The 18,186-nt window shown below is 42.1% G+C and carries 24 protein-coding genes, 1 tRNA gene and 1 other annotated feature; of the genes, 23 read left to right on the forward strand and 2 right to left on the reverse strand.

Annotated elements, in window-relative coordinates; genetic code table 11:
• The first annotated feature begins 349 nt into the window (after positions 1-349).
• The 16 genes from LFYK43_RS07615 to recN all read left to right on the forward strand — a co-directional run bounded on the left by LFYK43_RS07615 (position 350) and on the right by recN (position 11,749).
• Entirely contained in the window at positions 350-571 is a 222-nt protein-coding gene (locus LFYK43_RS07615; RefSeq protein WP_124977036.1) for a transposase, read from the forward strand.
• Positions 572-929: 358 nt separating this feature from the next.
• Positions 930-1,003, forward strand: a tRNA-Arg gene (locus tag LFYK43_RS07620).
• Positions 1,004-1,387: 384 nt separating this feature from the next.
• Positions 1,388-1,470: a sequence feature (ribosomal protein L21 leader region), on the forward strand.
• 18 nt (positions 1,471-1,488) lie between these two features.
• Positions 1,489-1,797: a 50S ribosomal protein L21 gene (gene rplU, locus LFYK43_RS07625; protein ID WP_124977038.1), complete on the forward strand. Its 309-nt coding sequence runs from the start codon at positions 1,489-1,491 to the stop codon at positions 1,795-1,797.
• 24 nt (positions 1,798-1,821) lie between these two features.
• Entirely contained in the window at positions 1,822-2,148 is a 327-nt protein-coding gene (locus LFYK43_RS07630; RefSeq protein ID WP_124977040.1) for a ribosomal-processing cysteine protease Prp, read from the forward strand.
• 14 nt (positions 2,149-2,162) lie between these two features.
• Positions 2,163-2,444: a 50S ribosomal protein L27 gene (gene rpmA / locus LFYK43_RS07635; protein ID WP_124977041.1), complete on the forward strand. Its 282-nt coding sequence runs from the start codon at positions 2,163-2,165 to the stop codon at positions 2,442-2,444.
• Positions 2,445-2,575: 131 nt separating this feature from the next.
• A complete protein-coding gene (locus LFYK43_RS07640; protein ID WP_124977043.1) occupies positions 2,576-3,637 on the forward strand; it encodes a M24 family metallopeptidase in 1,062 nt (353 codons plus the stop codon).
• A gap of 133 nt (positions 3,638-3,770) precedes the next feature.
• Positions 3,771-4,328: an elongation factor P gene (gene efp / locus LFYK43_RS07645; RefSeq protein WP_124977045.1), complete on the forward strand. Its 558-nt coding sequence runs from the start codon at positions 3,771-3,773 to the stop codon at positions 4,326-4,328.
• Positions 4,329-4,345: 17 nt separating this feature from the next.
• Positions 4,346-4,777 (forward strand): Asp23/Gls24 family envelope stress response protein, encoded by a 432-nt coding sequence (locus LFYK43_RS07650; protein ID WP_124977047.1) that lies wholly within the window; start codon positions 4,346-4,348, stop codon positions 4,775-4,777.
• Positions 4,777-5,187: a transcription antitermination factor NusB gene (gene nusB, locus LFYK43_RS07655; RefSeq protein WP_124977049.1), complete on the forward strand. Its 411-nt coding sequence runs from the start codon at positions 4,777-4,779 to the stop codon at positions 5,185-5,187. Before LFYK43_RS07650 ends, nusB begins: the two co-directional genes overlap by 1 nt.
• Positions 5,188-5,329: 142 nt before the next feature.
• On the forward strand, positions 5,330-6,190 hold the full coding sequence (folD, locus tag LFYK43_RS07660) for a bifunctional methylenetetrahydrofolate dehydrogenase/methenyltetrahydrofolate cyclohydrolase FolD (RefSeq protein WP_124977051.1): 861 nt from the start codon (positions 5,330-5,332) through the stop codon (positions 6,188-6,190).
• Entirely contained in the window at positions 6,177-7,523 is a 1,347-nt protein-coding gene (gene xseA, locus LFYK43_RS07665; RefSeq protein ID WP_124977053.1) for an exodeoxyribonuclease VII large subunit, read from the forward strand. Before folD ends, xseA begins: the two co-directional genes overlap by 14 nt.
• 1 nt (position 7,524) lies before the next feature.
• Positions 7,525-7,776: an exodeoxyribonuclease VII small subunit gene (locus LFYK43_RS07670; RefSeq protein WP_124977055.1), complete on the forward strand. Its 252-nt coding sequence runs from the start codon at positions 7,525-7,527 to the stop codon at positions 7,774-7,776.
• On the forward strand, positions 7,763-8,650 hold the full coding sequence (locus tag LFYK43_RS07675; RefSeq protein ID WP_124977057.1) for a polyprenyl synthetase family protein: 888 nt from the start codon (positions 7,763-7,765) through the stop codon (positions 8,648-8,650). The genes LFYK43_RS07670 and LFYK43_RS07675 overlap by 14 nt, the downstream gene beginning before the upstream one ends.
• 11 nt (positions 8,651-8,661) lie before the next feature.
• Positions 8,662-9,483, forward strand: coding sequence for a TlyA family RNA methyltransferase (locus LFYK43_RS07680; protein WP_124977059.1), 822 nt, complete (start codon positions 8,662-8,664; stop codon positions 9,481-9,483).
• Positions 9,484-9,533: 50 nt separating this feature from the next.
• On the forward strand, positions 9,534-9,992 hold the full coding sequence (locus LFYK43_RS07685; protein WP_124977061.1) for an arginine repressor: 459 nt from the start codon (positions 9,534-9,536) through the stop codon (positions 9,990-9,992).
• Positions 9,993-10,048: 56 nt separating this feature from the next.
• Positions 10,049-11,749, forward strand: a complete 1,701-nt coding sequence (gene recN / locus LFYK43_RS07690) for a DNA repair protein RecN (protein ID WP_124977063.1) — start codon at positions 10,049-10,051, stop codon at positions 11,747-11,749.
• Positions 11,750-11,834: 85 nt separating this feature from the next.
• Here the strand turns inward: recN and lexA are convergent, their stop codons facing one another.
• A complete protein-coding gene (gene lexA, locus LFYK43_RS07695) occupies positions 11,835-12,461 on the reverse strand; it encodes a transcriptional repressor LexA (RefSeq protein WP_124977065.1) in 627 nt (208 codons plus the stop codon).
• Between the two features lie 140 nt (positions 12,462-12,601).
• On the opposite strand from lexA, the gene LFYK43_RS07700 reads away from it, so the two are divergent.
• Together LFYK43_RS07700 and LFYK43_RS07705 are read left to right on the forward strand one after the other, a co-directional pair.
• Positions 12,602-12,850 carry a DUF896 domain-containing protein gene (locus LFYK43_RS07700; RefSeq protein ID WP_124977067.1) on the forward strand — a complete coding sequence of 83 codons (249 nt, stop codon included), beginning with the start codon at positions 12,602-12,604 and terminating at the stop codon, positions 12,848-12,850.
• Positions 12,851-12,971: 121 nt separating this feature from the next.
• Entirely contained in the window at positions 12,972-13,199 is a 228-nt protein-coding gene (locus tag LFYK43_RS07705; RefSeq protein WP_124977069.1) for a YneF family protein, read from the forward strand.
• 33 nt (positions 13,200-13,232) lie between these two features.
• Here LFYK43_RS07705 and LFYK43_RS07710 read toward each other — a convergent pair whose 3' ends face one another.
• Positions 13,233-13,880, reverse strand: coding sequence for a lysophospholipid acyltransferase family protein (locus LFYK43_RS07710; RefSeq protein ID WP_124977071.1), 648 nt, complete (start codon positions 13,878-13,880; stop codon positions 13,233-13,235).
• A 99-nt stretch (positions 13,881-13,979) separates the two neighbouring features.
• Between LFYK43_RS07710 and LFYK43_RS07715 the strand changes: the two genes are divergently transcribed.
• The 5 genes from LFYK43_RS07715 (at position 13,980) to tsf (ending at position 18,110) form a co-directional block, all read left to right on the forward strand.
• A complete protein-coding gene (locus LFYK43_RS07715; protein WP_124977073.1) occupies positions 13,980-14,732 on the forward strand; it encodes a tRNA1(Val) (adenine(37)-N6)-methyltransferase in 753 nt (250 codons plus the stop codon).
• Entirely contained in the window at positions 14,725-15,000 is a 276-nt protein-coding gene (locus LFYK43_RS07720; RefSeq protein WP_124977075.1) for a GIY-YIG nuclease family protein, read from the forward strand. The genes LFYK43_RS07715 and LFYK43_RS07720 overlap by 8 nt, the downstream gene beginning before the upstream one ends.
• A 151-nt stretch (positions 15,001-15,151) precedes the next feature.
• Positions 15,152-16,147, forward strand: a complete 996-nt coding sequence (locus tag LFYK43_RS07725) for a D-2-hydroxyacid dehydrogenase (protein WP_124977077.1) — start codon at positions 15,152-15,154, stop codon at positions 16,145-16,147.
• A 190-nt stretch (positions 16,148-16,337) separates the two neighbouring features.
• Positions 16,338-17,135, forward strand: a complete 798-nt coding sequence (gene rpsB / locus LFYK43_RS07730) for a 30S ribosomal protein S2 (RefSeq protein ID WP_124977079.1) — start codon at positions 16,338-16,340, stop codon at positions 17,133-17,135.
• A 99-nt stretch (positions 17,136-17,234) separates the two neighbouring features.
• Positions 17,235-18,110 carry a translation elongation factor Ts gene (tsf, locus tag LFYK43_RS07735; protein WP_124977081.1) on the forward strand — a complete coding sequence of 292 codons (876 nt, stop codon included), beginning with the start codon at positions 17,235-17,237 and terminating at the stop codon, positions 18,108-18,110.
• Positions 18,111-18,186 lie beyond the last annotated feature (76 nt).

The raw sequence follows: 18,186 nt of genomic DNA on the forward strand, positions 1-18,186 counted from the left end.
AGGATATAGTTGTTGATCCGCTTGTAGACCACCACAGTTTTATTTTGATCAATGCGAAACTGCATCGCCTTTTGAGACTTAACCTCATTCGTTGATCTAGGACCATCAATTTTAACTTGGACAAAATCATGCTTGTTATCCAAAAAATCACCTCATCTCATTTGATAAGGCAATTATATTAAATCTGGTTTTTTATTTAAATACGTCCCGCTGGGCACTGCTTACGTTGTTTCTATGGCTGATACATCCTATTTCCCACAGGGGCAGTTATTAAACATTGAGGTAAGGGAATATTAAACTTAAAAAATGTAGTGAAAATAAAGAAATTGGCATAAAAGAGGCGATAGGAATGAACGAAGACACAATAAAGTTTTTGGCTGCGCGAATTATTGAAAAGGCCAAAGAAACTGCAAGTGAAAGTGCAAATAAAAATGAGGATGAGTTTTTTGTTGGCAAGAAACTTGCTTACTACGAGGTGCTGGATATTCTTCAAAGCGAACTTTATGTTAGGGATGTAGATTTAGAAAAATTTGGCTTGAATTTAGATTTGTTGAACGACTCGTCTTTATAATCTATAGGCTGCCTTGATTAGGATGGATTTTCTTAAAGCAGGCAATTAACCTCGCTACTCTTTGTAAAAAATGTTTCTTCAGTTCACTTTTCAACATAAAGGGCAAATACCAACACTTGAGTGTGAACAGGTTAGAAGGGACATTTTTTGCGTTGTTTGTCATGTTTTTGGGGGATAGAGCATACTTGAGTCATAAAGGCTGCCTTTCTATAATATGGTTGATTATAGTTTGGGATTTTACGGCTTTTCGTTTAATCATTAGTTTGTTGCACTTGAAATGTCAAGCAATCTTACTATTTGAATGCTAAAATTGTGTTTGACATAATCCAGTAATTCATCTTATAATATACTTTGCATTGGTTCGGTAGCTCAGCTGGATAGAGCATCCGCCTTCTAAGCGGATTGTCGAGAGTTCGAATCTCTCCCGAATCATAATATATCAAATTAGAACATTTTGTAATTTTAAGAATGTCTTTATACCGGCATTCTTTTTTTGTGTCTTGTTATAAAAGCCGCTGAAAACTTTAGCGTTATGGGTGATTGATGAACGTGATGAGTTTTATAAATGGGATCTTTTGGTCGAGTGATACAGTTCATAGTGTAAGAATTGAAAATCAAAAAAAGGACAACCGAAATGAACCGGCTTTTTTTTAACTCTTTTAAATACTTTTTCCTCTCTCACCAACATAACTGAGGCAATTCATCTAAATTTTTTGCGTCAGAACAGAAAAAAGATGGTTGAATCTGCCTGAAAACAAAAAGTAATTGACTGTGGGGGCTTTTTTTGGTAATATAACTCTGTTGTATTTGTGCATGCCACAACTACAACCGCACGTTTTAAGTTTTTTAAGCATTCAGTTTAGCTGGATCACTACATTACGGCGAGTCTAAGTCAAATACAAGGAGGTGCACATTTAATGTACGCAATTATTAAAACTGGTGGTAAACAGTATAAAGTTGAAGCAGGTCAAGCTATCTTTGTGGAAAAGTTGGCTGCTAACGCAGGTGACAAAGTCACATTTGATGAAGTTGTTTTGGTCGGTGGTGACAAAACTGTTATCGGAACACCTGTTGTCGACGGTGCCACTGTTACAGGTACTGTTGAGAAACAAGGTCGTGAGAAGAAGGTCGTTACTTTCAAGTATAAACCTAAGAAACATTCTCATACCAAACAAGGCCATCGTCAACCTTATACTAAGGTTGTTATCGATGCAATCAATGCCTAAGGCATTTAAGGAGTTGTACTTGCGATGATCAAGGTTCAGTTCTTTCACACTGATCAGCAGATTTCCGGTTTTTTGATGCGGGGACATGCTGATTCTGGTGACTACGGTCACGACATCGTCTGTGCAGCAGTTTCAGTTTTAGCTATCAATACTGTCAATAGTTTGGAACAGTTAGCCTTGGCCCACCCAGAAGTTGTCTCTGACGATGAAAACGGCGGCTATTTAAAGGTAACTTTGCCTGCTGAAGAAGTTTCTGAGCAGGCGATTCAATTATTCTTGAACAGTTTGAAACTAGGACTTCATGATATTACAGATAATTATCAGAAATATCTAACAATTGAAAACGATTAGGAGGTGCTTGTCTTATGTTAATGAACTTACAATTCTTCTCCCATCATAAAGGGGGCGGATCGACTTCTAACGGTCGTGACTCAAAAGCTAAGCGTTTGGGTGCTAAGCGTGCTGACGGTCAAACTGTCACAAGCGGATCGATTTTATATCGGCAACGTGGTACACATATTTACCCAGGTGCGAATGTTAAGATCGGCGGCGATGACACATTGTTTGCAACAATCGAAGGTGTCGTAAAATTCGAGCGTAAAGGGCGTAGCAAGAAACAAGTTTCTGTTTACCCTGTAGCAGAATAAATTGCTGCTCAAGGCCGGGATTCCATTTGGAGTCCCGGTTTTTTTCAATTTTAAACTAATTTGTTTGCTTTGTTGCTGGCAAATGAAAAACTGAGTAATGATAAAATTTCAAAGAGAAAGGTCTGGTCGAGATGACAATGCCACGAGTGGCTAATCTGCGCAGTAAATTGGCAGAGTTGAAAATTGACGGTTTTTTGGTTACGGATCCTTTAAATATCAAATACTTGAGCGGATTCACGGGTGATGCGGGAGTTTTGCTGATTACTGAGAACCAGCAGTATTTGATTACTGACTCGCGTTTTGAAGAACAGGTCAAGGTTGAAACTCCGGATTGGCAAACGGTGATCACACGCAACTATTTGGGCAGTGCTTGCGATTTGGCTCAAAAAGCCTCTCTTGCTGCTATTGGTTTTGAAGATTCGATCGACTATGCCTCATATGACTTTCTTGATGAAACGGCTGTTTGCGATATTGTCGCTTTTAATGGGGTCGTTGAATCTTTGCGATCTGTCAAAGATGAAAACGAAATTGCGGCACTTAAAGAAAGCTGTCGTTTGGCTGATCAAGGCTTCGATTTTGTTTTATCACATTTAGCCGCTGGGCAGACCGAACTGGATGTTTCCAATGATTTGGATTATTTCATGAAGAAACACGGTGCGTCTGAACGTTCTTTTGAAACCATTGTTGCCAGCGGTGAACATACAACTTGGCCGCACGGAACAGCCACAACTCGGGAAATAAAAAATGGCGATCTGATCACACTTGATTACGGCTATTTTTATGCAGGTTATACATCAGATGTAACTCGGACTTTTAGCCTTGGTCAACAAAACCAGCAAGTTAAAGAAATATACCAGGTGGTTTTGGAAGCACAGCAAGCAACGATCGCTGCGGTTCGGGCCGGTGTTAGCGGTGCGCAGATAGATCAAATCGGGCGTTCTCTGATTCAAAAAGCAGGTTATGGCGAGTATTTTAATCATGGGATGGGTCACGGCATCGGACTGGATATCCATGAACTGCCTAATGTTGGGACAAGGTATCCAGACGTGATGCAGGCCGGTCAAATTGTGACAGTTGAGCCTGGAATTTATGTCCTAGGTCTTGGCGGGGTTCGGATCGAAGATGATGTCCTCGTAACTGCAACCGGATCTGAAATTTTAACAAACTCAAACAAACAGTTCATTGAAATTTAAGGTCGAGTAAGTGCCTTCGCTGCTTGACAAAGCTTCCGATCCACGTAACAATAAAGAGTAATAACTTTTACGTGAACAGGATCAATTACAATTACAGATAATAATTAGCCGAGTGCTAAGGAGGATTTCATAAATGATTTCAGTAAATAACTTTAAAACTGGTTTAACTGTTGAAATAGACGGTGAACTATGGCGTGTTGTAGAATTTCAACACGTTAAACCTGGTAAAGGTTCAGCTTTTGTACGTTCGAAGCTGAAAAATTTGCGGACAGGCGCTTTACAAGAAAAGACCTTCCGTGGCGGCGAAAAAATCAATCAGGCTCAGATCGATCGCAAAAAGATGCAGTATCTGTACGCTGATGGCAATAACTATGTCTTCATGGATACAACGACCTATGAGCAATTAGAATTGCCAGCTGAAAGAATTCAAGATGAACTAAAATATTTGAAAGAAAACATGGTTGTCAGCATCATCATGTATGGTTCAGAAACTTTAGGTGTTGAACTGCCTAATACCGTTGATTTAGTTGTTTCTGCTACCGAACCTGGGATCAAGGGCGATACGGCTTCAGGCGGTTCTAAACCAGCTACGATGGAGACCGGTTTGGTCGTTCAGGTGCCGTTCTTTGTTAACGAAGGAGATACATTAACGATCAATACAGCTGACGGCACATACATTTCTCGTGCGTAGTCTAAGGAGGTTTTGTGATGTCTGAGGAAAATAATATTGTTTTAGCCAGTAAAGATCCTGATCTTGGTCAAATTAAAATTGCCCCTGAGGTTGTCGAGGTAATTATTGGGATCGCAGCGAGCCAAGTTGATGGTGTTTATTCAATGCGCGGATCAATTGCTAATAGCTTTTCCAAATTGTTTGGCCGTCAGGATCGCAAACAAGGCGTTAAATTAGCAGCTGCTCAAAGTGAATTAACTGTGGATGTGAATGTTTTCTTGAATTACGGAGTTTCAGTCCCTAAAGTAGGAGCAGTTATTCAAGAGAAGGTTGCACAACAGGTTTTATTTATGACGGGTTTGAAGTTAGCATCAGTTGATGTTCACGTGCAGGGGATCATTCCAGAAAAACAGGAAGCAACTGTTGATCCAAATAATATTTTTGGAGAAGAGAAAGAGGAAACAAATTAATGGCTACTAGAAGAAACATTACAAAACAAGTAGCACGACAAGGTGCATTTCAAGTCTTGTTTGCCTTACAAAGCAACCCGGATGCTGATTTGGATGACTTGATTGATCAGGTCGTATCAGAACTGACTGAAGAGGTTGATCAGGAATATCTGCATACCATCGTCAATGGGGTCCTAGAACAGCAAGCTGAGCTTGATCCGGTAATTGCTCAATATTTAAGCGAGCACTGGTCCTTAGGCCGTCTCACAAAAACCGACTTACTAATTTTAAGGATCGCCGTCTATGAGATGAAATTTCAGACTAACGTGCCTAATAGAGTGGCGTTAAATGAAGCATTGGAACTTGCTAAATTGTTTAGTGACGATAAATCTCGGCGTTTCATTAATGGTGTTTTATCAAATTTGATTTAAATTCTAAGGCTCAAAACAGCTCAATACCTGTTTTGAGCCTTTTTTAGCGAGTAATTATTTTCTGGGTTCAGATCGGTTGCATTAGTTTTGTCTTTGGACGTGTGCTAAAATTAAGGGTAAATGATTTCTGTGAGGTAGAATAATGACAGTTTTAATGGATGGAAAAAAACTGGCCCAGAAATACCGTTTGAGCCTGAAAAAGGATGCTGAGCTTATTAAACAGCATGGTGTGGTTCCAACCTTGGCGGTGCTCATGATCGGGGAAGATCCTGCTAGTCAGGTGTACTTTAAGAGTAAGCAAAAATTGGCAGCTGAAATTGGCATTGCAACGATCGATACAGTGATGCCGGTGGATTCTTCGCAACAAGCGGTTATCAGGCAGATCAAACAGTATAATGAGGCAGCCAATATTCATGGGATCTTAGTGGAATTGCCTTTGCCGCCGCAGTTGGATGAGAAAGCAGTGATGGAGGCGATCGCGCCGGAAAAAGATGTTGACGGTTTTCATCCTTATAACATTGGTCGGCTTTTTATGGACGATGCTGGTCCGGTTCCCTGTACACCTGCAGGGATCATGGCTTTATTAGCAGAGTATCAGCTCGATCCTGCTGGTAAAAGGGTCGTGATCATCGGGCGTAGTACGATCGTTGGTCGGCCGTTAGCAGCAATGCTCTTAAATGCAGATGCAACGATAACGATCACACACAGTAAAACAAATGAATTGGAACGGATCACACGGAATGCTGATATTCTAGTGGTAGCCGCTGGTCAACCTGAGATGATCACTCAGAAATATATTAAGCCGGGTGCAATTGTAATTGATGTTGGGATCAATCGTTTAGGTTCCGGTAAAATCGTGGGGGATGTCGCCCAGGAGGATGTCAAGCAAAGGGCAGGATATTTAACACCAGTTCCTGGCGGAGTTGGTCCGATGACAAGCGTGATGTTAATGAAACAGACTTTAAAATTAGCAAAAAGGAGTGTCGAGTTTGAGCGTAGATGATGGGGAAAAGTATCTGACAGTTACAGCTCTAACGCGCTACTTACACCGTAAATTTACGGTGGACCCATACTTACAGCGGGTTTTCTTGACCGGAGAGATCTCAAATTTTCGCTTGCGTCCCAGACATCAGTATTTCAGCTTGAAAGATGACAATGCTAAAATTGGTGCGGTGATGTTTCAATCAAATTTTAGCAAGGTCAAATTTCGACCGGAAGAAGGGATGAAAGTCCTAGTTGTTGGTCGGATCGATCTCTATCAGCCAAATGGGACCTATCAGATCAATATCGAACGGATGGAACCAGATGGAGTTGGGGCTTTGTATCAAGCTTATGAACAGTTAAAGAAAAAATTGACCCAAGAGGGATTATTTTCTGCTCCCAAACTTCCGATCCCGCGTTTTCCTAAAAAAATAGCTGTGATCACTAGTCCTTCAGGTGCTGTCATTAGGGATATTATCACGACTGTTCGTCGTCGTTATCCGATCGTCGAGCTAGTTTTATTTCCGGCGGTAGTTCAGGGTGACCAGGCCGCGGATTCGTTAGTAGGACGGTTGAAAGAAGTTGCTGCACACGGCGACTTCGATACTGTGATCATTGGTCGCGGCGGAGGCTCGATCGAAGATCTGTGGCCTTTTAACGAAGAAAAAGTTGCACGAGCCCTGGCTGCACTTGATTTGCCTGTGATCTCATCAGTTGGTCACGAGACAGATACTACTATCGCAGATCTTGTTGCAGATCTGCGAGCACCAACACCAACGGCAGCAGCAGAATTAGCGACACCGGTCCGTGCCGATGAGATCTTGAAGCTAAAGCAGCAGCGTTTGCGCCTAGTCCAGGCGATGAAGACGATTATCAGACAAAATGAAAATCGAGCTGCAAAACGAATGGATTCATATATCTTTAGGAGCCCAGGCCGTCTGTATGAAGGGTACTTGCAAAAGCTGGATTTTTTAAACTCACAGCAAAATGCTGCTTTTCGGCAGATAATTGCAGGAGCTCAAAGAAGCCAGTTACAGGCTGTCAGCAGTTTAAAGCTGGTCGCTCCGACTACACGTGTCCAGGCTGCTAAAACTAGAATTGGGTCAGTCACGCGGCAGCTTGATCAGAGCATGGATCAGTATATGCTCGACCACAAAAACAGATTCAAGCAGGCAGTCAATCAATTGAATGCATTGAGTCCGCTGGCTGTGATGGGACGGGGTTTTTCGTACGTAAGTCAGGAAGGAAAGATCGTTAAAAGTATTCACTCTTTGCATGCAGAAGATCAAATCACGATCCATCTGGCAGATGGGTCTGCCCAGGCGCAAGTGATCACCACTAAGGAGGAAAAATAACTTGGCAGAAGAGAATAAAAAAGAGCCGACCTTTGAGGAAAATTTAGCTCAGCTTGAGAAAATCGTCAGTAAGTTGGAGCAAGGCGATGTTCCTTTAGAAGAGGCCTTGGATTCATTCCAAGCCGGGGTCAAATTAAGCAAAGAACTGCAAAAAACTTTGGAAAAAGCTGAGGAGACACTGACTAAGGTTATCAATGAAAACGGCGATGAAGAGCTGTTTGAGCAAGGAAACGATGAGAATGAACAACAATAAGCTTAAAGCCTTGCAAGAAGGTGAGATCCAGCGTTTGAATCAAATGATGACAGATTATCTTTCAGGAATGCGCAATGATGATAAGTTGAGTCAAGCCATGGCATATTCGGTTAACGCGGGCGGCAAGCGGATCCGTCCCTTGATCATTTTTGCAACTTGTGCTGCTTTTGGTGTATCTCTTACCAACAGTGCTTTTATTGTGGCTGGAAGCCTTGAGTTTGTTCATACCTATTCTTTGATCCACGATGATTTGCCAGAAATGGATAATGATGATCTCAGACGAGGACAGCCGACCAACCATAAAGTTTTTGGGCAAGCGCTGGCTGTTTTGGCTGGTGACGGGCTTTTGACTGCTGCTTTTGAATGGTTAGCCTCTGCGAAGCTTGCCCCAGACAAAAATTTGGAGTTATGCAGGCTCTTGGCTCATGCTGCTGGTCCTTCAGGCATGGTTGACGGCCAGGCTCGAGACATCGAAGGAACCGGTCATCAACTAGACCTCGCTTCGCTGCAGGCTTTGCACGCGGGTAAAACCGGTGCTTTGATTCGGTATGCTTTCGAAGCAGGCGGGATCTTGGCGGAAGCTAGTCAAGCCCAACAAGAATTATTGCGGCGATTTGGCAGCGATTTTGGTTTAGCTTTTCAAATCTATGATGATATTATGGATGTAACCTCTACCGTTGAAAAAATGGGGAAAGCCGTGCACAAGGACAAAGGGGAACAAAAAAACACTTATCCAGCTATCTTAGGACTTGAGGGTGCAAAAAAAGCTTTACAAGACACGCTCCGGCATGCTAAAGCTTGTTTAGAAGAGTTAGCGCAAACCGGGCTTGATGTTACTGTTTATCAAGAATTGTTAAATTATTTTATGCTATAAAGGTAGAAATTATGAAAAAAGAACGAATCGATGTTTTATTAGTCGAACAGGGGCTGTTTGACAGCCGTGAACAAGCCAAACGTGCAGTTATGGCTGGCGAGATCCTGGGTGAAAATGAAGAACGGTTGGATAAACCCGGCATGAAGATCGACCCTGCCGTCAAACTGCATTTTAAGGGAACTAAAATGCCTTATGTCAGCCGGGGCGGGCTCAAGCTTGCTAAGGCGCTGAAAGTCTTTAAAATCAACTTAGCCGACCGGATCGTCTTGGATATCGGGTCGTCGACTGGAGGGTTTACGGATGTTGCTTTGCAGCACCACGCTAAATTAAGTTATGCTTTAGACGTGGGGACCAATCAACTCGCTTGGAAGCTCCGGCAAGATCCGCGTGTAGTCGTGATGGAGAATACCAATTTTCGTTATTCTAAGCTGCAAGATTTTAATGCTGGGCAACCAAATTTTGCTTCGATAGATGTTTCCTTCATTTCTTTAAAGCTGATCTTACCAGCCCTGCATGAGATCATAGCTCCACATCAAGATGTAGTAGCTCTGATCAAGCCGCAGTTCGAAGCTGGCAAGGAAAAAGTTGGCAAACATGGAATTGTTCGGGATGAAAAGACTCATTTGGAGGTCTTAAATCAGATTTTAACTTTTGCTGTCGGAGCCGGTTATGATGTGAGCGGATTAGACTTTTCACCAATCACTGGCGGGACGGGGAATATTGAATTCCTAGTCCATCTGATCTCTTGTGCTCCGGGGGAGAATGGCCAGATCGATGCTTCTGTTGACTTGAATGAGGTCGTAAAAAAGGCACATCAAACACTGGTCCAGTAATTTTATTTGAAATAATCAACAAATAGTTTGAAGTGTGAGGTTAATGGCATATGAAGAAACAAGAAAGGCATCACTTGCTGAAACAATTGCTAGCTGACAATATCGTTTACCGGCAAGAAGACCTGGTCAAACTTTTGGCTAAAAGAGGGATCAAGGTCACTCAAGCGACGATATCACGTGATATTAAACAACTGCAGCTGGTAAAAGTTCCACTCAATGATGGCAGTTATCGCTATACATTGCCGTCTGAAAAAGAAGTCGATACAGCAGTCAAACTTAAAAAGACACTGCAAGACGCATACATTGAGTCTGATGTACATAATGATATGTGTGTGGTCAAAGTCCAGCCGGGTAATGGGCCGACTGTTGCCAGCTTGATCGAACAAATGCGCTATCCGGAAATTTTTGCTTGCATTAGTGATGATGATACGGTGATGATTTTCGCGCGCTCGATCGAATGGGCGAACTCTTATCAGCAAAAAATGTTGCAAATGGTCAAAGAAGATTAGCTATGTTAGGTAAAAACTCTAGACTATCAGGAAAGTGACAGGGGGGGGAGAAAATTTTGTTAAGAAACTTAACAATCAGAGACTTTGCAATTATTGATAAAATTGAGATCGACTTCCAGCCGCGGATGACAGTCTTGACAGGTGAAACCGGGGCGGGCAAATCAATTGTGATCGATGCTTTGGGCTTGCTGGCCGGCGGTCGCGGATCAACAGAATTTATCCGTAAGGGCGAGAAAAAAGCTGTCCTCCAGGGCTTATTTACACTGCCGGAGAATGCCCCAGCCTTTTTGATCTTGGATGAGATCGGGATCGGTTATGAAGACACTGATTTGATTTTGCAGCGTGAATTGTATCGGAATGGACATAACATCTGTCGCATTAATGGTGAGTTGGTTAACCTTGCCAGCCTGCGGCGCGTGGGAGAAACTCTGATCGATATCCACGGGCAAAATGAACATCAGGAGTTAATGCATCCGGATAATCACTTGCCTTTATTAGATAGTTTTGCGGCAGACCAGGTTGCTGATTTGAAGGCAAAATATCACCAAGTCTACCAACGCTACCAGCAGCAGCGTCTTAGTTTAGAACAGAAAGAAAAAAACGAAAAACAATGGGCCCAACACCTCGACATGCTGCAATTTCAAGTCGAGGAGATCGGGGCCGCTGACCTGCATGCGGATGAAGAGGAACAATTAATTGACGAAAAGCAGCAACTGGACAATTTCCAAGCCATCCATGATGCTTTAGAAAACAGCTACCAGCTTTTATCGGGGGAAGAAACTGATGCCTTATCTCAAATAGGAACGGTGATGGAGAATATGCGTCAGGTAGCGGACTTTTCCTCGGAGTTAGATCAAATCAGTCAACGAGTCAATGATGCATATTATGGATTATCCGATTCTGTCCACGACATCTCTAATCAGCTTTCTGGAATGGAGTGGGACGAAAGCCGCTTAGATGAAATCGAAAGTCGGCTGGAAGAAATTCACCAGTTAAAAAGAAAATACGGCAGTTCCATTGCAGAAATTCTGGCATACTACCACAAAATTTCTGGCGAGTTAAAGGAAATGCAGCAGACAGATGCAGACTCGGGTGACCAAAAAGCAAAGGTTGACCAATCGTATCAGCAAGCTCGAAAACTAGCGCAAAAATTATCACAAATCAGAAAAAAAGCCGCACTCCGTCTTGAAAAAGCAGTTCAGAAAGAACTGAGAGATCTTTATATGGAAAAAGCAGTTTTCTCAGTTAAATTTATGGACAGTTCTGCGGGAAAGCTTAATCAAGATGGACAGGATCACGTGGAGTTTTATATTCAAACTAATCCAGGGGAGACGATGGGAGCCTTGGCTAAAATCGCTTCCGGAGGCGAACTTTCGCGGATCATGTTGGCTTTAAAGACAATCTTTGCGCAACGACAGGGTGTGACCAGCATCATCTTTGATGAAGTTGATACTGGCGTCAGTGGCCGTGTTGCTCAGGCGATCGCCGAAAAAATCAGCCGGATCGCCCAGAGCTCGCAGGTTCTGTGCATCACCCATCTGCCGCAAGTTGCGGCTGTGGGGGAGCACCATTATTTGGTTACCAAAAATGTGCAAAATCAACGAACAGAGACAACAGTCACGAAACTGCCTCAAAATGATCGGATCGAAGAATTGGCCAGGATGCTAGCCGGAACTGAGATCACTGATCTCGCACGCGAACATGCCGCAGAGTTATTGCACTTAGGGAATGAACTGCATCAAGGGGAAAATGACTGAGCTTTCTGGCCAGACCATCCTGTGGATAGGAGCAGACAAAAAAATTCAAGTTGACATTTAAACTGTCAACTTGAATTTTTTGCTGCTAACCGATAAAATCTCGGTAGAGGCCGACAACTTTGCCTAATACCGTGACATTGTCTAAGATGATCGGCTGCATTGTGTCATTTTCCGGCTGCAGGCGAAAATGATCAGCTTCTTTGAAGAAACGCTTGCAGGTCGCTTCATTATCTTCCGTCATAGCAATGATAATATCACCGTTGTCGGCTGAACGCTGCTGTCTGACGATCACTTCGTCTCCGTCTAGGATCCCAGCATTGATCATACTCTCGCCGCGAATGGTCAGCATGAACAAGTCTTGGGCGGAATCGTAATTTGGCGGTAACGGGAAATAATCTGTTGTTTCTTGGACGGTTAAAATTGGGTTCCCCGCGGTAACGGTACCTAAAACTGGAATTCTTTTGGCCGTAGGTTTGATCCCCAGAGCCGTCATTCCGTCTTTGGTGATCTCAAGTGCGCGTGGTTTAGTTGGGTCTTTACGCAAATATCCTCGGCGTTCTAAACGTGCGATATGTCCATGAACTGTTGATGTTGATGAAAGGCTGACTGCTTCGCAAATCTCTCGGACAGTCGGAGGATACCCTTTCTCATGAACACATTCGTAGATGAATCTTAACACGGCGATCTGTCTTTCTTCGAAAACTTTTGACATCACGAACACCTCATTCTTTTTTATAGTCCTAGCATATCATAATCCTCATGATCTTTCAAACTAATGTTCGGACTATTTGCTTGAGTTTTCGTGCGGAATTGTTTAGGATAGAAGTATTGAATTGAAATGAGGTAACATCGATGGAAAATGGAATACCAGAGGAATTGATCACAAGGATCAATGAATTGGCTCGGAAGAAAAAGAGCAAGGGTTTAACCCAAAATGAGCTGCAAGAGCAAAAAAAATTACGGAATAAATATTTGAAGCATTTCAGAAAGAACTTTCGGAGTCAAGTTGAAATGCTGCAAGTTTATGATAAGCATGGCAAAGAAGTGACTCCTGAAAAAGTTAAGAACATCCAACGTGACCGCGGTTTACGTGACGATTAGCTGCAAGATATTTGTTTTTTAAGCCCAGATGACTGTTAATTACGACTTGCCCTTTATTTTTCACAGGGAATTGTGTAAACTTAATTAAGTAAACAAAAGTTAACGAAGGGAGTAGTTGATGATGTCCACTGGAGTTTGGATCTTAATCGTCATCATCGCATTGGTATTGGGCCTTGTTGGTGGATTCTTTGGTGCACGTAAATACATGGAAAGCTATTTACAAAAAAACCCGCCGATCAATGAACAGATGTTAAGACAAATGATGCTGCAAATGGGTCAAAAGCCTTCTGAAAAGAAACTGAATCAAATGATGACCGCAATGAAATCAGGTTACGGCAAGAAGAAGTAAGCTAAATAAAAAGCCGGGCAATTACCCGGCTTTTTATTTTTGCGAAGAATTATTTTCTTTTTTTCCGCTAACATCGATATATTTGAAATTAGGGTCAATTTGTTGATCCAGCTGCTGAAATTGCTGTTCCATCTGGTCAAGCAAGGAAGTTTGATATTCGTCAGTCATCTTTGTTTTCCTGTCAACAGTGATGGGTTCTCCGAAAGCAATAGTGACTGCTTTGCGTGAAAAAAGCTGTTTGAAGGTCAGAGGTCCTTGATAAACCGCCGGCACGATCGGCACTCCTGCCAACTTGGCGATCAGTGTCACGCCGCCTTTCATTTCTTGTGAATGGCGAGTCCCTGATGGAAACATGATCAGTGAAATATCACGTTGACGCAGCCATCTAACAGGTGTTTTGATGGCTGAAGGACCAGGGTGGGCCCGATCGACTGGAAAAGCGTTAGCGTGTTTTAAAATGAAACGCAAAACTGGGTTCTTGAAGAGTTCTTCTTTTGCCATAAAAGAAAACGGCTTGGGTGCTGCAGCTAAAGCAAAATAGATCATGTCAAACCACGTCCGGTGCGGCCCAACTAGAATATAATTTCCCTTGGGAAGTTTTTCTTTGTTGAGATAAATGCTGTGACCATTGATCAGAAAAACAATCACGCGTGCAACAACACGAATAAATGTGTAGAACATCGAAGTGACATTCCTTTCCAAAAAGTAGTATAGCTTAAGTATGCAAAATTTCCCTAAAAGTTGCAAGTCTGTAATGAAGAAAGATCGTGGAACAAAATAATGGAAAAAAATAATTTGTTAAAGCCAGGCGAACGGATCGATGAATTATACGCTAATAATATTAAAATCATTCAAAGCGCAGAAGTCTTTTCTTTCTCGCTCGATGCAGTATTGTTAGCAGATTTTGCCCAGCCAGTTTTAAAGCAGACCGGCAAGGTCGTTGATTTATGTGCTGGTAATGGGGCAGTCGGACTTTTTGTGAGCAAAAAAACTCGTGCCTCAATTGTGGAAGTCGAAGTCCAGCCTCGCTTAGCTGAGATGGCGGAACGCAGCATTTTGTTAAATGATTTGGGTGAGCGCATCTCAACTTTGAATGTTGATTTGAAAGAAATTTACGCGCACATCCCTAAAGATTCTGTTGATACAGTGATCTGTAATCCGCCGTATTTTGCCAATCAGCCGACCAGCAAGAAAAATCCTAATCCATACTTGGCATTGGCACGACACGAGAGCACAGCGTCTTTAGCTGATATTATTCAAACGATCAGCGGGCTTTTAAAGATGGGCGGTAAAATGTATATGGTCCATCGACCAGAGCGGCTGCAGGAATTATTCCTTCTTTTAGCACAAGAACGTTTGGTCCCTAAACGAGTTCGTTTGGTTTACCCCAAAAAAGAACGTGAAGCAAACATGGTTTTGGTTGAAGCAATTAAGGATGGCCGCCCTGGAGGTTTGCGTTTTGTGCCGCCAATTACGGTTTATGATGAACAAGACGACTATTTGCCTGAAGTAAGAAGGGTATTGTATGGTTGAAAAAAAGTATTTCTTTTATGTTTTGCTTTGTGCCGATTCTACCCTTTACGGTGGATTTACAACGGATCTGACTAGGAGATTAGCTGAACATAACGACGGGATCGGAGCTAAGTACACTCGCAACAGGCGTCCTGTGCAAATGATCTATCATGAAGAATACACTGAAAAATCTGCAGCTCTTAAAGCAGAGTATGCCTTTAAACATCAAACACGCAAAAGCAAAGAAGTTTTTTTGCGACAGCATGGAGTGGTGTTGAATTTGGAATGACCGAACTTGAGAATTGAGTAAAAAATAGTGCTGTTTGAGTTTTGATAGTATAAAATGAATTGTGGCTCTTTAACACAAGGGCTAATTATGCACGTTTTACTGTTAAGTTGATTTAATGTGCGCTAAATTATTGAAGTGAGGAGTTTTTTTGATGAAATTTATTGCGTTTTCCGTTCGCACGGATGAAGAAAAATATTTTGCAGAGTGGTCGCAGAAAAATAATATTGAGGTCAAATTAGTAAAAGAAGCATTAACATCCGAGAACCTTGAGCTTATTCAAGGTTTTGATGCAATTTTGGCTTTGCAAACCGGTTTTTATCCTGCCCAACTTTTCGAAAAGGCTCAGGAGTATGGAATAAAATCTTTTGCCATTCGAAATGTTGGTGTTGATAACGTTGATTTGAGATCAGCTTTTGCTAACCATGTGATCGTTACTAACGTGCCTGCTTATTCACCTACGGCGATTGCCGAATTTTCAGTAACTTTACTGTTACAGCTGTTGCGAAAAACTGAGATCTTCCGTCAGAGAAATGCTGTCCAAGATTTTCGCTGGGAGGGCAATATCGGCAAAGAGATCCATGATTTAACGGTTGGTGTGATCGGGACTGGCCGGATCGGTAAGGCAGCTATTTCGATCTACCGTGGGTTTGGAGCAAAAGTAATTGCTTTTGATCCGTATCAGGACAAAGAATTGGCTGCTTCAGGTATCTATGTTGATAGTCGGGAAGAAGTGTATCAGCAAGCTGACGTGATCACCTTGCATATGCCGGCATCTCCGAAAGATAAGCATCTGATCGATAAGCACGCGATCGAACTGATGAAAGATGGTGTTTATTTGATCAACACAGCTCGTGGGACCTTGATCGATACGCAGGCTTTATTGGACGGCTTAGACGCAGGGAAGATCGCGGGTGCAGGACTAGACACATATGAAAATGAAAGTCCTTTATTTAATCATGATTTACGCGGCCAAAAAATCATTGATCCATTGTTTAACCAGTTGATGGAACGAGATGATGTGTTAGTTACACCACACGTTTCCTTTTACACTGAAACGGCTGTTAAAAACATGGTTAATTTCTCTCTAGATAGTGCCAAATCAGTGATTGAAACAGGGACAGCCAGTTCGATCGTAGAGGCGAACTAATATAGCGCGGCTAAGGTTAAAAAAATGCTTGGAAAGAAGTTGCATTTGCAGCCGAAATCCTTTACAATAATATAGGTCCTTTTTGGGCCTAATTCACACCTTGCATGCTGGGCAAGCGGTGCTTACATTGCTAAGTTCTTGCCAAATGAATGTGGGGGAGGAAATAAAACTATTTTGGAGGTATTTTGTAATGGCAGTTATTACCATGAAACAATTACTTGAAGCTGGTGTTCATTTTGGACATCAGACACGTCGTTGGAACCCTAAGATGAAGAAATATATCTTTACAGAACGTAATGGTATTTATATCATCGATTTGCAAAAAACAGTTAAGCTGATCGACAAGGCTTACAACTTTATGAAGGAAACAGCCGAAAATAATGGTGTTGTTTTGTTCGTAGGGACAAAGAAGCAAGCTCAAGACTCGATCGCTGAAGAAGCTGTTCGTGCTGGTCAATTCTACGTCAACCATCGTTGGTTGGGCGGAACTTTGACTAACTGGAACACAATTCAATCACGGATCAAGCGTTTGAAAGATCTGAAGAAGATGTCTCAAGACGGTACATTTGACATCTTGCCTAAGAAGGAAGCTGCCAAGTTGACCAAAGAAATGGAAAAACTTGAGAAGTTTCTGGGCGGGATCGAAGATATGCCTCACATTCCAGATGCTGTCTTTATTGTTGATCCTCGTAAAGAAAGAATTGCTGTTAAGGAAGCTCAAAAATTGAACATTCCGATTGTTGCTATGGTCGATACTAACGCTGATCCAGACGAAATCGACGTTAAGATCCCATCTAACGATGATGCGATCCGTGCCGTTCGTTTGATCACATCGAAGATGGCTGATGCAATCATCGAAGCAAATCAAGGCGAAGAAAACGAACAAGTTACCGAAGAAACATTCGGCAAAAAAGATGAAAAAGTAGATTCCATCGAAGATATCGTTGAAGCAGTTGAAGGCAACAACGATCACAAAGATGCTGAATAGTTAATTTCAACTTAGGCTGTCTTAGATGTTGGGTAAGTTTGCCTAATGCTCTGAGGCAGCTTTTTTAAAGAAAATATTAAATAAGGAGGCCATTAATTTATGGCAAAAATTTCTGCTTCTCAAGTTAAACAATTACGTGATAAAACAGGTGTCGGTATGATGGATGCCAAAAAAGCTTTAGTTGCTACTGAAGGAGATATGGAAAAAGCAATCGACTTCTTGCGTGAAAAAGGGATCGCAAAGGCAGCTAAGAAGAGTGACCGTGTTGCAGCTGAAGGTTTGGCAAGTGTTGCCGTTGCTGGCAACGATGCAGTGATCGTTGAAGTGAACGCTGAAACAGACTTTGTTGCTCAAAATGCTCAATTCCAAGAATTAGTTAAGCATGTTGGTGAAGTTATCTTAGCTAACAAGCCAGCTGATGTTGAAGCTGCTTTAAAAGTTGCAACTGACAAGGGTACTTTGAATGATGAATTTATTGAAGCTACTCAAGTAATTGGCGAAAAAATCAGCTTGCGTCGTTTTGAATTAGTTGCTAAGGCTGATAACGAAAACTTCGGTGCATACTTGCACATGGGCGGCAAGATTGCTGCTTTGGTTGTTGTTGCTGGTGCTGATGAAGCTACAGCTAAGGATGTTGCTATGCACGTCGCTGCAATCAATCCAAAATTTGTTAACCGTGAGCAAGTACCTGCAGACCAAGTTGCCCATGAAAAAGAAGTTTTAACTGAAGAAGCTAAAAACGAAGGCAAGCCGGAAAAGATCATCGAAAAAATGGTTACTGGCCGTTTGAACAAGTATTTTGCCGAAGTGACTTTGGAGGATCAGGAATTTGTTAAGGATCCCGACCAGACGGTTGCTAAATACGTTGCCTCTAAAGATGGTCAAGTTAAGAGCTTCGTTCGCTACGAAGTTGGCGAAGGGATTGAAAAGAAGCAAGAAGACTTTGCTGCTGATGTTTTATCACAATTGAAGTAAGCTAAACTTTCAAGGTTAAACTTATAGTCAATCTGTGTTGACAGCAAACAAAAAACAGTTATTTCCCTCAGGAAAT

The organism is Ligilactobacillus salitolerans, assembly GCF_003864415.1.
GTDB classification, from domain to species: Bacteria; Bacillota; Bacilli; order Lactobacillales; family Lactobacillaceae; genus Ligilactobacillus; species Ligilactobacillus salitolerans.